Source organism: Amycolatopsis sp. NPDC049691 (assembly GCF_040675005.1).
In the GTDB taxonomy this organism is placed as follows: Bacteria; Actinomycetota; Actinomycetes; order Mycobacteriales; family Pseudonocardiaceae; genus Amycolatopsis.
Window position 1 is genome coordinate 19,624 of sequence record NZ_JBFANX010000001.1, and the last position, 12,524, is coordinate 32,147.

At 72.5% G+C, this 12,524-nt stretch carries 11 protein-coding genes; 8 read left to right on the top strand and 3 right to left on the bottom strand.

Features of this window, described 5'->3' with window-relative positions; genetic code table 11:
* Positions 1-130: 130 nt before the first annotated feature.
* Positions 131-619, top strand: coding sequence for a hypothetical protein (locus AB0J40_RS00120; RefSeq protein WP_364445534.1), 489 nt, complete (start codon positions 131-133; stop codon positions 617-619).
* Here the strand turns inward: AB0J40_RS00120 and eccCa are convergent, their stop codons facing one another.
* Positions 620-4,546 (bottom strand): type VII secretion protein EccCa, encoded by a 3,927-nt coding sequence (gene eccCa / locus AB0J40_RS00125; RefSeq protein WP_364445536.1) that lies wholly within the window; start codon positions 4,544-4,546, stop codon positions 620-622.
* Positions 4,547-4,689: 143 nt separating this feature from the next.
* Between eccCa and AB0J40_RS00130 the strand changes: the two genes are divergently transcribed.
* From AB0J40_RS00130 to AB0J40_RS00160, 7 genes are read left to right on the top strand one after another with little or no spacing between them, the layout of a single operon-like run.
* Complete coding sequence (locus AB0J40_RS00130; protein WP_364445538.1) at positions 4,690-5,466, top strand: WXG100 family type VII secretion target; 777 nt, start codon at positions 4,690-4,692, stop codon at positions 5,464-5,466.
* 31 nt (positions 5,467-5,497) lie between these two features.
* Positions 5,498-6,550: a hypothetical protein gene (locus AB0J40_RS00135; RefSeq protein WP_364445539.1), complete on the top strand. Its 1,053-nt coding sequence runs from the start codon at positions 5,498-5,500 to the stop codon at positions 6,548-6,550.
* A gap of 2 nt (positions 6,551-6,552) precedes the next feature.
* Complete coding sequence (locus AB0J40_RS00140) at positions 6,553-7,914, top strand: WXG100 family type VII secretion target (RefSeq protein WP_364445540.1); 1,362 nt, start codon at positions 6,553-6,555, stop codon at positions 7,912-7,914.
* Entirely contained in the window at positions 7,914-8,384 is a 471-nt protein-coding gene (locus tag AB0J40_RS00145; protein WP_364445542.1) for a hypothetical protein, read from the top strand. Before AB0J40_RS00140 ends, AB0J40_RS00145 begins: the two co-directional genes overlap by 1 nt.
* Positions 8,381-8,701, top strand: a complete 321-nt coding sequence (locus AB0J40_RS00150) for a YbaB/EbfC family nucleoid-associated protein (protein ID WP_364445543.1) — start codon at positions 8,381-8,383, stop codon at positions 8,699-8,701. Before AB0J40_RS00145 ends, AB0J40_RS00150 begins: the two co-directional genes overlap by 4 nt.
* Positions 8,701-10,071 carry a type VII secretion integral membrane protein EccD gene (gene eccD, locus AB0J40_RS00155; protein WP_364445545.1) on the top strand — a complete coding sequence of 457 codons (1,371 nt, stop codon included), beginning with the start codon at positions 8,701-8,703 and terminating at the stop codon, positions 10,069-10,071. Before AB0J40_RS00150 ends, eccD begins: the two co-directional genes overlap by 1 nt.
* 14 nt (positions 10,072-10,085) lie before the next feature.
* Positions 10,086-10,682, top strand: a complete 597-nt coding sequence (locus AB0J40_RS00160) for a DinB family protein (RefSeq protein WP_364445547.1) — start codon at positions 10,086-10,088, stop codon at positions 10,680-10,682.
* Positions 10,683-10,714: 32 nt separating this feature from the next.
* Here the strand turns inward: AB0J40_RS00160 and AB0J40_RS00165 are convergent, their stop codons facing one another.
* Positions 10,715-11,263, bottom strand: a complete 549-nt coding sequence (locus AB0J40_RS00165; RefSeq protein WP_364445549.1) for a DUF1062 domain-containing protein — start codon at positions 11,261-11,263, stop codon at positions 10,715-10,717.
* Between the two features lie 176 nt (positions 11,264-11,439).
* Complete coding sequence (locus tag AB0J40_RS00170) at positions 11,440-12,489, bottom strand: type VII secretion protein EccE (RefSeq protein WP_364445550.1); 1,050 nt, start codon at positions 12,487-12,489, stop codon at positions 11,440-11,442.
* Positions 12,490-12,524: the final 35 nt, after the last annotated feature.

The following is a 12,524-nucleotide window of genomic DNA, read 5'->3' on the forward strand; positions in this document are numbered from 1 at the left end:
ACCGGGCGACGAGCACAAAAGTAGGTTCGTGGAAGGTTTCCAGGTACCTACCGAAGTCGGTAACTTGCCGACGGTGACCGGTGTCCTCGCCCGTGCGCGCGGCCATTAGAGTTCCGCGCGAGGGGGAACCATGACTGCGCCGGACCACGATCCCGAACTCTTCGACGAGCTGATGCGGGAGGAACGAAGCCGCGCCCGCCCGGCGGTCGGCCGCCGCGTGGCCGCGGGACTCGTCGCCTTCGGAGTGCTGATGGTCGGTGGCGGGCTCGCCTACCGGGCCGCCAACCAGCCCGAGCGGCTGCCCGAGGGCACGGCGCACGGCCTCGACGTCTCCGCGGGCCAGTGCTTCTGGTCCCCGACGGGCACGGGCGAGGTCGACGTGCTGCTGAGGTCCTGCACCGAGCCCCACACCGCGGAGGCGTTCGCCGTGCTGCCGATCGCGGAGGGCTCGTTGTCCGATCAGCCCTACCAGCAGACGCTCGACCGCTGCACCGCCGCCGCGCACCCGCTCCCGGACACCCGCGTCCAGGTCCTGACCCCGAACAGCTGGGACGACGCCAGGCACCGGGCGGTCTGCTACTACCGCTTCGCAACGGAAATGACCGCGTCCGTGCGCTGATCAGCTCTCCACCGGCTTGGTCCACGCCACCTGGACCAGCCCGGTCCCGTGCCGGCGGGACACCAGCGTGCCCCGGCCCGGCGGCTGCGGCGACGGCTTCACGTCCGCCAGCAACGCCCCTTCGTCCTTCGTCCCCGACATGATCAATCCCGGGGAACCCAGCTCCCGCAAGCGCTGCAGGACCGGCTCGAACAACGCCCGTCCGGCGCCACCGGACCCCCGCACGATGATCACGTGCAACCCGATGTCGCGCGCCTGCGGCAGGAACTCCAGCAACGGCTGCAACGGGTTCCGCCCGACCGTCGCCACCAGCTCGTAGTCGTCCACCAGCACGAACAGCTCCGGTCCGCGCCACCACGAGCGGTTGCGCAGCTGCTCCGGCGTCACCGACGGTCCCGGGAGGCGGTTGCGCATGGCCTGGGCGCACTCCGCGATCAAGTCCGTCAGCTTGCCCTCCGCGCCCGCGTAGCCCAGCAAGTGCGGTTCGGACACCGCGCCCAGCAGGCCGCGGCGGTAGTCCGCGACGATGATCGCCGCCTCTTCCGGGCTGTACGCCGAGGTGATCCCGTGCGCGATCGCCCGCAGCAGCGAGCTCTTGCCCGACTCGACGTCGCCGAACGCCACGAAGTGCGGGTCCGCCGCGAAGTCCAGGTACACCGGGCGCAACGTCGACTCCGCGATACCCAACGTGACCTGCTTGCCGGGGGCGGCGGGCAGCGTGTCCAGGGGCACCTCGGGCGGCAGCAGCCGGACCTGGGGCGCCCGCGGGCCCTGCCACGCGTCCGAAATCCGGCGGACGAGGTCGACGCCGCCCGCGCCGATCGTCTCCGGGCGCTGGTCGCCGTCGATGCGGGGGAGTGCCGCCAGGAAGTGCAGCTTCTCCGCCGTGATGCCGCGACCGGGCCGGTCGGCCGGGACGTTCACCGCGACCTTGCGGTCGATCGAGGAGTCCATCGGGTCGCCCAGCCGCAGTTCGAACCGCGTGCCGATCGCGTCGCGCAGCTGCGCGCGGACGCCGATCCACTGGTTGAGCGAGACGATCACGTGGATGCCGAACCCGAGCCCGCGCGCGGCCAGCCCGGTGATCTGCTCCTCCAGCTGCTCGTACTCCTGGCGGATCGTGGTCCAGTTGTCCACGAACAGGAACACGTCGCCGAACTCGCGGCCGTCGGTGCTCTCGGTGAACTCCGCGCGCCGCTGGCGGAACGTCGTGATCGACTCGATCCCTTGCGCGGCGAAGAACTCCTCGCGCTGTTCGAGCAACGCCGTCAGCTCGGCGACGACCCGGCGGCAGCGCTGCGCGTCCCGGCGGGTCGCGTACCCCGACACGTGCGGCAGCCCGGCGATCGGCGCGAGCGCGCCACCACCCATGTCCAGCACGAAGAGCTGCACCTCGGCCGGGGTGTGGGTCAGCGCGAGCATGCCCGCGATGTCCTTCATCAGCGTCGACTTCCCGCTCTGCGGCGCGCCGACGATCAGCGCGTGCCCGCCGGCGCCGGAGAAGTCGGCCCACAGCATGTCCCGGCGCTGCTCGAACGGCTTGTCCACCAGCGCGACCGGGATGGTCAGCTTGCCGTTGCCGCCCCAGCCGAGCGGGCACAGGCCGCGCGCGGCGTCCTCGCCCAGCGGCGGCAGGAGCTGCTCCAGCGTCGGCGGCTCGTTCAGCGGCGGCAGCCAGATTTGGTGCGCGGCCGGCCCGCGCCCCTCCAGCCGCGAGAGCATCGCGCCGATGATCGTCTCGCCGGTCCCGTCGGCCTTGGGCGCGTTTTCGACTTCCGTCGTCACCGGGATCTCCACCGGTGCCAGGGAGAACGGCAGCACGCCGAGCTCCTGCCCGTCCTCGCGCACGACCGTGCTGCGCGGCGGCAGCTCCCCGGAGACGTACGCGGCCTTGAGCCGGATCAGCGAGTCCGTGTCGGCCTTCAGGTACGCCGACCCCGGCACCGGCGGCAGGTGGTAGGCGTCGGCGACGCCCAGCACCGCGCGGCTTTCGGCGGCCGAGAACGTCCGCAGGCCGATCCGGTACGACAGGTGGGAATCGAGCCCGCGCAGCCGGCCCTCTTCGAGCCGCTGCGACGCCAGCAGCAGGTGGATGCCCAGGGACCGGCCGAGCCGGCCGATCGCCACGAACAGGTCGATGAACTCCGGCCGCGCGGACAGCAGCTCGCTGAACTCGTCGATGATGACCAGCAGCGACGGCAGCGGCTCGAGCGGCGCGCCGTCCGCGCGGGCCTTCTCGTAGTCCCGCACCGACGCGTAGTTCCCGGCCGCGTGCAGGAGTTCCTGGCGCCGCAGCAGTTCGCCGTTCAGCGCGTCGGCCATGCGGTCGACGAGCGCGAGGTCGTCGGACAGGTTCGTGATGACGGCGCAGGTGTGCGGCAGGCCGGTCATCCCGGCGAACGTCGCGCCGCCCTTGAAGTCGATCAGCGCCAGGTTCAGCGTCTCCGACGAGTGCATCACCGCCAGCGCGGTCACCAGCGTTCGCAGCAGCTCGCTCTTGCCGGACCCGGTCGCGCCGATGACCAGGCCGTGCGGGCCCATCCCGCCCTCGGCCGACTCCTTGAGGTCCAGCTCCACCGGCCGGCCTTCGGGGTTGACGCCCAGCGGGATCCGCAGCCGGTCGCGGGCCGCGCGCGGCGCCCACGTCACGGTCGTGTCGGTGTCGCGCGGGTCGCCGATGCCGAGCAGCCCGGCCAGCCCGAACGTCGCCGACATCGGCTTCTCGCCGACGACCGCGGCGGGGGTGTGCAACGGCGTCAGCATGCGGGCCAGTGCTTCCGCGGCCCCGCGGTCGAGGACGTCCGGGCGGCCGAGGAACCCGAGCCGCTGCTCGGTGCCGTCGCCGACGACCATGCCGAGCGAGTCGGGCGCGGTGTGCAGGCTCAGCAGCCGCTCGGTCGAGTACGTCCGCGGGTGCTCCGGCCCGATCTCGATGACGGTGACGCCGAGCCTGCCGTCCTCGCCGATCAGCCGGGTCTCGCCGTGGGCGTTGCCGCCGTCGACGACGACGATCAGGTGCGGCAGGTCCAGCTCGGCCGCCGCGCGCCGGCTGAACGCGGGGCGTTCGCCGAGGTCGGCGCCGAGCAGCTCGGCCAGGCCCGCCGCCGAGTCGGCCGCCAGGCGCCGGGACCCGACGGCATCGGTGGCGCCGGCCGCCGTCGCGTGCGGCAGCCACTTCGCCCATTCCCAGTCGTGCTGCCGGTCCGCCGGCACGCACAGCGCGACCCGCAGGTCGGTGGGGGAGTGGAAGGTGACCAGCTGGCACAGCAGCGCCCGGACCAGACCGAGCACGTCCGGCCGCCGCCCGGCCACGGTGACCGCGGCGAACGAGCGCAGCGACAACGCCACCGGCAGCCCGTCGACCGTGGAATACGTGCGGATGAAGTGCTTGAGGCTGGTCGAGGACACCGGGTCCAGGTCTTCCAGCGGCACGGTCTGCGGCGCCTTCAACGGCGTCGCGAGCCGCTGCGGGCCGGTGCCCGCGCGGACCTGCGCGAACTGGCCGTCGGTGCGCCGCCGGTCCCACAGCTTCCCGGTTTCGACGTAGGCCCACAGGTCGGCGGGGTCGGGCTGGACGGCGATCATCGCCGCGCGCTGGCCGTCGGCGATGTCGCGGACCTGGCTGCGCAGGCCGGAGAGGTACCGCTGGTAGTCGCGGCGTTCGTCGTTGATCTGCGCCTTCTTCGCCATGCCGCCGCGGCCGAGCGACATCACGACCATGCCGCCCATCGCGCAGACGAACAGCGCACCGAAGATCCAGGTCATCACCCCGCCGTCGCGTCCGATGTAGACGAACGACATGGCGCCCATGCCGAGCATCATGGGCAGGAACATCATCAGCTGCACCATGCCGCCGGACGAGCTCTTCGGGAGCATCGGCGGCGACTGCAGCACGATCTCGGTCGGACGCTCGGGCGAGAGGCTCATGTAGCAATGCTCCAGCGGATCGGGGTGGCTCTGACCGGTATTTTGGCCACTCGCCGACCCGTCGCGGTGGGTACTTTTGCCGTCCGCCCGCTTCCGGGGCCGAACTTACGCTCTGCCGAGCAGCCACCCGCGGAAGGAGAGCCATGGCCGGCGAGTACCGGGCTGAGCCCGAGGCGATGCGCTCTTCGGTCGGCAACGTCGGAGGCATCATCGCCCACGGCATCAACGCGGTGTCCGACCTCGAGCGCCTGGTCGTGCAGCCGCTGTCGTTCGCGGGCCTGGGCAGCGCCGTCGCGGCCGCGAACGCCGCCCTGCACTCCAGCCAGGTCACCGCCGTCCGCACGCTGCTGCAGCTGCTGCAGCAGATCAACGGCCTGGTCAAGGCCAGCGCCGACGCTTACCAGGCGGCCGACGAGGCCACCGCGGCGGGCTACGGCGGCGGCCACGACGGCTCCGCGGCGCCCACGTCGTCGATTTGGGGGAGCCCGCACGCCTCGGAGCTGGCCACCCTGGCGATCAACGACAGCGCGGGCGCCCACGGCGAGCCGTCGTCGGTCGGGAACGTGCTGCGCTACCTGGGGGACGCGCGGCTCGGGCGGCTCGGCGACCACCCGATCACCGACACCCGCTTCCACGGGGTCGCCGACTTCAACGACTGGCTGGCCGGCGACGCCGACAACCAGGCGCGCGTCGGGCTGATCGAGGTCTACGCCGGCACCGCGCGCACCTTCTCCGACGTCCCCGGCGGGGTGCACAGCGGGGACGTCGTGGTCGTGGAGCCGCTGCTGTTCTCCGACCGCCAGCCGGTCATCGGCGTCGCCGGCGACGGCGGCCGCCTCTACAACCACGGGCTCCTCGACGCCCGCATCAGCGGGCTGGCGAAGGTCAGCGTGTACCGGCCCGCGTCCGTCGTCGCCTGATCGTCCGCTCCTTGAATCTCTGTGAGGTCCGATGCTGACTTTCCCGAACTCCAGCGCGATGGACGCGACCGCGTCCTCGGGCGGGCCGATCACCATCCTGCCGCAGATCGTCACCGGCCAGCCGGAGCAGATCGCGAAGCACGTGGCCGACCTGGTCCGCAAGGCCGAGCAGTTCCTCAGCATGTACAACGAGCTGACGAAGGCCGCCGACCAGCTCGGCAAGATCTGGTCCGGCGCGGCGAGCGAGTCGGCGCTGAAGAAGATCTCCGACTCCCTCGACCAGCTGACGAAGATCATCAACGTCGTCCAGAAGGGCGCCGAGCTGCTCGGTGTCTCGGGGACGCTGATCAAGACCGCGCAGGAGGCCTACCGCGCGGTGGTCTCGGCGGTGAACCCGACGGTCGCCGCGCTGATGTCGAACTGGTGGACCTACGGCGCGGCGGTCGCTTTGTCGACCGCGACGAGCGCGTCGCTGCGGGCGTTCATCACGGCGATCGGCGCGCTGCTCAAGGCGCTGGGCGCGGTCGACCTCGCCCAGCAGATCACCCAGCTCGCGCAGGTCATCGGCCAGATCGAGAAGCTCTTCCACCACGACTCCGGTAGCTCGGGCGCGACGACGCCGTCGATCGGGAACACCCCGGTCACGGCGCCCCAGGCCCCGTCGCCGGTGGCGAGCCCGTCGGGGCAGCAGGCGGTGGCGGGCGGGAGCGGCGGGGGGATCCCGCAGCAGCCTTCGTTCACCGACTACACCCCGCCCGCGCTCGCCACCGGCGGCGGTTCCAGCTCTTCCGGCGTGCCCGTCTCCGGCAACGGCACCCCGCTGAACCCGGCGAACAGCTGGATCGCCGTCGACCCGGCGCAGCACGGCGCCACCGTGCCGACGCAGCCGGCGCCGGTCGCCCAGCCGGCTCCGGCGACTCAGCCGGTGCACAGCGCCGACGAGGTCGTCATCCACACCAACCTCACCACCGGTGAGTCCACTGTGGAGGCTCCCGGCGGCCAGGACTTCGACCTCGACATCGACCTGGACTACAACGGCAAGCACTTCAGCCAGCACGTCGGCTACGACGCCGCCGGGAACTAGCCGTGTGGTCCTCGGGGGTCGTCGACGCGTCGGGCGTGGTCAGCTCCGTGCTGTCCGGGTACCGGCGCGTCCTGGTCGAATGCCGGAGACGCGTCACCGGTGATCCCGGTGCGCTGAGTGCCGCCTCCCAGCGGGTCGCCACCCAGGCCACGACGGTTTCGGGCAAGGCTCGTGAAGTCGACGAGTCCGCGAAGGCGTTGCACGCGGACTGGGACGGCGACGCCTACACCGCGTTCGCCACCGCGGCCGGCGAACTCGGCAAGGACCTCACCGAGGCGGCCACGAAGCTCGACGACCAGGCGAAACGGCTTGCGACGGCGGCTCGGCTGGTCCAGTCCGCGAAGGCCGCCGTCGACTCGATCATCGCGCAGTTCGACCAGTACGCCCAGCAGCTCACCGCGCAGGCCCGCGCGGTGAACTCCGGCTCGGTCGGCGCGTTCATCCAGGCCGCCCGGCAGCTCGGCGAACAGAGCGTGCAGGCCGCCCGCCAGGTCGTCGACGAGTTCTCCGACGCGCTCGCCGAGCTGTTCCCGCCCGAGGGCGTCGGCCGGCTGGAGCACGAGCTGGGCAAGTGGGCGCGCGGGCCGCTGCACTGGCTCAACGGCGAGCCGCTCGACGGCCGGAAGCGGCCGCGGACCGTGCCGTCGTGGTTCGGCAACTCCGGCTGGAAGAAGCTCACCTGGGACGGCCTCGAAGGCACCCGCGCGCCGAAGAAGGCGGACACGCCGTTCGGGCAGCCCGAAGCCGAAGGGTTCAAGGAGAAGATCGGCCGCAACACCGAGATCACGTACTACAAGTTCCAGCACGAGCAGGACGGGTTTTCCCCGGAGTACGACGGGAAGATCACGTCGAAGGGCTGGGACGCCGGCGCGTCCGGGCACGCGGAACTCGCGGCGCTGCACGGCGAAGCCGAGCTCAAGAAGGAGTGGGGCGTCGCCGAAGCGCACGCCAAAGGCACGGTCTTCGCGGGCGGCGAGGTCAGCGCGTCCGGCACCATCGGCGCCCACGGTGTCGGCGCGCACGCGAACGCGTTCGTCGGCGGGAAGGTCGAAGGCGAGGTCGCCGCGGACGTCGCCGGCATCGGCGTCGGCGCGAACGGCACGCTGCAGTACGGCCTCGGCGCGCAGCTCGACGCCCAGGCCGTCTACGACGCCGGGCACATCAAGGTGAACTTCAAGGCGGGCGCGGCGTTGGGGCTCGGGCTCGGCGTCGGCGCGAAGATCGACATCGACCTGCCGAAGCTCGGCCACACCATCGGCGAGTACGGCGGCGCTGCCGTCGACGCGGTCGGCCACGCGGCAAGCGACGCGGCCGACGCCGTCGGATCCGCTTGGGACGACGCCGTTTCGTACGTGGGGCTGTGATGACGCTTCCCCTCGACTTCGTCATCCCGGACGGCTGGACCGCCGTCGACCCGGGTGATTCCGGCGCGGTGTTCGTCGCCGTGCACGACGCTTCCCCGGGCGAGTTCGTCCCGAACATCACCGTGAGCGTGCAGCAGCGGCCCGACGACGCGTCGATCGACGCCATCGCCGACGAAGCCGTCGAACGCCTTTCGCGGACGCTGGCCGGCCTGGAAGTGCTGAGCCGCCGCGACGTCGGCGAGCCGGCCGCGCCCGCGGTCATGCAGCTGCTTCGCTTGCGTACCGGCGAAGGCGACGAGCTGATCCAGACCCAGGTGCACCTGACGGTTCCCGGCGCGGTGCCGGCGGACCGGCTGGTGCTCGAGCTCGCCTGCACGGCCGCGCCCGCGACCGCGCGGCGGCTCTCACCCGGTTTCCAGCGGTTCGTGGGCAGTGTCCGCGTCCGCCAGCACGAAGGGAAAGCACAGTGACCGATCCGTACGCGGTGCCGGACATGGACGAGCTGCTCGCACAGGTGCGCAAGCAGACCGAAGAGGTCCAGCGGATCCAGCGCACGGTCGAGGCGATGGAGGTCAAGGCGCACTCGCGGCAGAACGAGGTCACCGTCACCCTCCGCGGCGACGGGCGCTTCACCTCGATCGACATCGACCCCCGCGCGATCCGCGAGTACGACGCCCGCAACCTGTCGGAGATCGTCCTGGAAGCGGTGAACGCCGGGCTGCAGAAGCTCGCCGAGGCGTCGAACGCCAAGTTCGCCCCGGTCATCGCGGCCGCGAAGAACGTCTGATGACGGCCGCTCTCACGGGGACGACCCGGCGCGTCACGGTGGTGACCCCGCGGGCCCGCGTCGACGTCGCCCTGCCGCAGCAGTCGACGTTCGCCGAGCTGGTGCCGCAGCTGGTCCGGCTGGCCGGCGCCGCCGGGCAGGCCTCGGCGGAGCACCCCGGCTGGGTGCTGTCCCGGCTGGGCGGCGCGCCGCTGGCCCTCGGCCTGAGCGTCGCCGCGGCCCAGATCCGGGACGGCGAAGTGCTGCACCTGACCCCGCGGGAGCGCCCGCGGGGTCCGCTGCTGTTCGACGACGTCGTCGACTCGATCGCCAGCGTCGCCGACTCTTCCGGGGGCTGGAGCCCGGCGGTCGCGCGGAGGTCCGGGCTGGTCGCGGCGGTCGTGCTGCTGCTGGCCGGCGGCCTCCTGGTGCAGGCGGCGGCGTCCGGCAGCGTCCTGGCGCCGATCGGGACCGGGCTGCTGGCCCTGGTGCTGCTCCTCGGCGGCGGCGCGCTGAGCCGCGCCTACGGCGACGCCGAAGCGGGCGCGGCCGGCGCGGCCGCCGGGGTCGGTGTCGCGCTGCTGGCCGGGATGTCCGTGCTGCCGCCGCACCCGCTGTTCTCGCTGTCGGCGGGCCCGCTGGCCGCGGGGCTGGCGGCGGTGACGGTGTACGGCGTCCTGGCGGCGGTCTCGGTGGCCGACCGGTTGCCGTGGTTCGTGGCGATCACTTCGTCGGCGGGTTTCGGCGCGGTGACGACGGGCGTGGTGCTGCTGGCCGGCGTGTCTCCGGTGTCGGCGGCGGCCGTGGTGGCGGTGCTGGCCACGGCGCTGGCGGCGGTGGCCCCGATGCTGGCGTTGCGCCTGGCCCGCCTGCCGCTTCCGCGCGTCCCGGACGACATGGAGGCGTTCCGCGCGGACGAGCAGCCGTCCCTGGGCACGGAGATGATCGGCCGCACGTCCCGCGCGCAGGCCGTGCTGACGGGGTTGCTGGTGGGCCTCGGACTGGTGGTGCTGGCTTCGTCGGTCGTGCTTTCCACGGGTGGGCCTTGGGAAGCGGGGCTGGCCGGGGTGCTGGGCGTGGCGTGGATCCTGCGGTCCCGGTCGTACGCGGGGCGGGTGCAACGGCTGGTGCTGGTCGGCTTCGGCATTCTCGCGTTGGTGTGCGCGGGCGTGTGGCTGGTGGTGTCGGGCGACCGCACGGTGGTGTTCGCGGCGGGCGGCACGGTGATCCTGGCCGCGGTGGTGTGCCTGGTATACGCGACCCGGGTGGCGCGCGGGCTGCGTTCCCCTTACTGGTCACGGCTTCTGGACGTGTCCGAGTTCCTGGTGCTGCTGTCGCTGGTGCCGTTCGTGGGCATGATCGCGGGAGTCTACGAGGCCGTCCGCGGCTAGGATAGCTTCGTCGCATGACCTCCGATCCCAAAGACGATCTGCGGCGGTACCTGCAGACGGCGCGTGAAGCGCTGGTGTGGAAGCTGGACGGCCTTTCCGAATACGACATGCGCCGGCCGATGACGCCCACCGGGACTAACCTGCTCGGCCTCGTCAAGCACATGGCGGGGGTCGAGATCGGGTACTTCGGCGACACCTTCGGCCGGAAGTTCCCGGAGCCGCCCCCGTGGTACGAGGCCATGGACGACGAGCCCAACGTCGACTTCTGGGCGGCCGAGGACGAGTCGCGCGACGACATCGTCGGGCTCTACCGGCGCGTTTGGGCGTTCGCGGACGAGACCGTCGAGTCGACCCCGCTGGACGCGGTCGGCGAGGTCCCGTGGTGGCCGCCGGAGCGCCGCGAGACGACGCTGCACCGGGTGCTGGTGCACGTGATCGCCGAGATCAACCGGCACGCCGGCCACGCCGACATCGTCCGTGAACTCGTCGACGGCGGCGCCGGCCTGCGGGCCGACGCGTCGAACCTGCCCGATCAGGACGCGGACACGTGGGCGGAGTACCGCGAGAAGCTGGAGCGGGTCGCCCGCGCGGCCGGGTCGGCGCAGTCGTAGCGAGACCGACCCCGACCGCGCGGGCGCGACGGTCAGCGTTTCAGCGTGAAGGTGAAGTCACTCGAAAGCCGGCCGTCCAGCCGGACCGCCGACACGAGTTTCCCTTCCCCGAGCAGCCTTTCGACCTCGGCCCGCGACAGCGCGCAGCCGTCGGCGATCAGCCGTACCGGCCGGATCGGGATCGGCGCGGCGAAGTGGACCGACACGTCGATCACCTCCCGGTCGAGGTGATCGGTGCCGCCGGTGTCGAGACGCCAGGCGCCGTCCCAGTCGAGAGCAACGCGGTTGCGGCGCAGCAGCACCGGGTCCCGCAAGAGCTCCGCGGCCAGGCCGGGATCGTTGTGGTGCAGGCGATCCAGCAGCTCGGGACGCACCGCGCGGACGTTCGTCCGCTCGAAGACCGTGAGCTTGATGGTGTCCCCGCACGAAACGCACAGCGCGAGGAGCCACGCGTCGATCAGCTTGTGGTGGGCGTTGACCCGGAACTTGCCGGTCGTCCGGAAGGTCTCCGACGCGCACGCGTGGCAGCGGCGGCGGACGAGCGGCAGGCGGGTGGGCAGGACGAACCAAGGGGAGAGCACAGAAGTACACCGGTTCCCGTGAGAATTCCGCAGCAGAAGGCGGCGTGACGCACAGGTGCGTCACGCGACGGTCAAGCGCTCGGGTGTTCTCACGCGATGTACAACGGCACGTCCTGGGCTGGGCGACTCGGTCAGGCGCAAGATAACGGCAGACAGCCGCGCCGCACCAACGATTTTCAGCTGTCCAAGGCAAGAGGCAGAGTCTGGCGGACCGCGGCACCGTGCCGCCCGTGCAGCGGCACCACCGGGATCCCCGGCGCCGGCACCGGCGCACCCGGCCGGGCACCCACCCGGATCGTCACTTCGGCCTTCTCGCGCCCGCCCGGCGTCCGGGTGAGCGTGTACGACGTCGCCGTGAAAGCCGCTCCCGGCACCGAAAAGTCCAGTACCCGGGCCGACCGCGGCCGGAAGCACATCTGCGCCGCGCCACCCCACGTCCACGACCGCCACCGGTCGGGTTCGCCACCGGGAGCGCCCTGGACGCCCAGTGCCACGCGAAGCTCCTTCGCCAGCTCCCCGGCCTCCAGCACGGTGCTCTGGTACCCCGCCTCGGCCAGCGCGCCCATCAGGCTCAGCGCCGCCGACGCCGTGCTCCGCAACGCGCCGAGGTCGCCGCCGCCGCGGGCCAGTGCCGCGATCGGCGCGAGGTCCGGGCGGTAGCGGACGGCCAGCCAGCGGACCCGCAGCACCTGGTCGCCGCGCGGGATGGCCCACGTCAGCAGCTGCGCCGACGCCAGCGGGACGTCGGTCCGTCGGTAGGCCGAGCGCAACGCTTCCACCAGCGGTCCCGGCGCACCCGGCCCCTGCGTCAGCCGGACCAGCGCGCTCCAGCCGCCGTCGACCTCGGCGACGCCGAAGCGGTTGCCCGCGCGGTCGACGTGCTGGCGCACCTTCACCGGCCCGGCCACCGAAAGCAGCGGGTCGGGGCTCTCGCGGCGCGTGTCGTGGCGCCGCAGCCGGAACGCCGTCCAGGTCAGCGCCCAGCCGGCCAGGTGCCGCCCGGCGAACCGCACCGACGTCAGCAGCACCAGCAGGCCGGCGGCCACGCTGACGCCGATCCGGACGGGCTGCGTGACGCCGTCGACCAGCCACGCGAGCAGCACGGCGATCCCGGCGATCTCCCACAGCGCGGCCTGCAGCGGCCGGATCGGCAGCAGCCAGGGCAGCGGCGTGGACGCGGGCCGCGGCGGTGCCGGGCGCACGGCGCCGGCGGTTTCGACGGACACGGGCTCCCCTTTCCCCGGGGTCCCGACGCTACTGC

Excerpts from the sequence above, each read along its gene's own strand:
- AB0J40_RS00120 (WP_364445534.1), top strand. The coding sequence starts at position 131 with ATGACTGCGCCGGACCACGATCCCGAACTCTTCGACGAGCTGATGCGG.
- eccCa (WP_364445536.1), bottom strand. The coding sequence starts at position 4,546 with ATGAGCCTCTCGCCCGAGCGTCCGACCGAGATCGTGCTGCAGTCGCCG.
- AB0J40_RS00130 (WP_364445538.1), top strand. The coding sequence starts at position 4,690 with ATGGCCGGCGAGTACCGGGCTGAGCCCGAGGCGATGCGCTCTTCGGTC.
- AB0J40_RS00135 (WP_364445539.1), top strand. The coding sequence starts at position 5,498 with ATGCTGACTTTCCCGAACTCCAGCGCGATGGACGCGACCGCGTCCTCG.
- AB0J40_RS00145 (WP_364445542.1), top strand. The coding sequence starts at position 7,914 with ATGACGCTTCCCCTCGACTTCGTCATCCCGGACGGCTGGACCGCCGTC.
- eccD (WP_364445545.1), top strand. The coding sequence starts at position 8,701 with ATGACGGCCGCTCTCACGGGGACGACCCGGCGCGTCACGGTGGTGACC.
- AB0J40_RS00160 (WP_364445547.1), top strand. The coding sequence starts at position 10,086 with ATGACCTCCGATCCCAAAGACGATCTGCGGCGGTACCTGCAGACGGCG.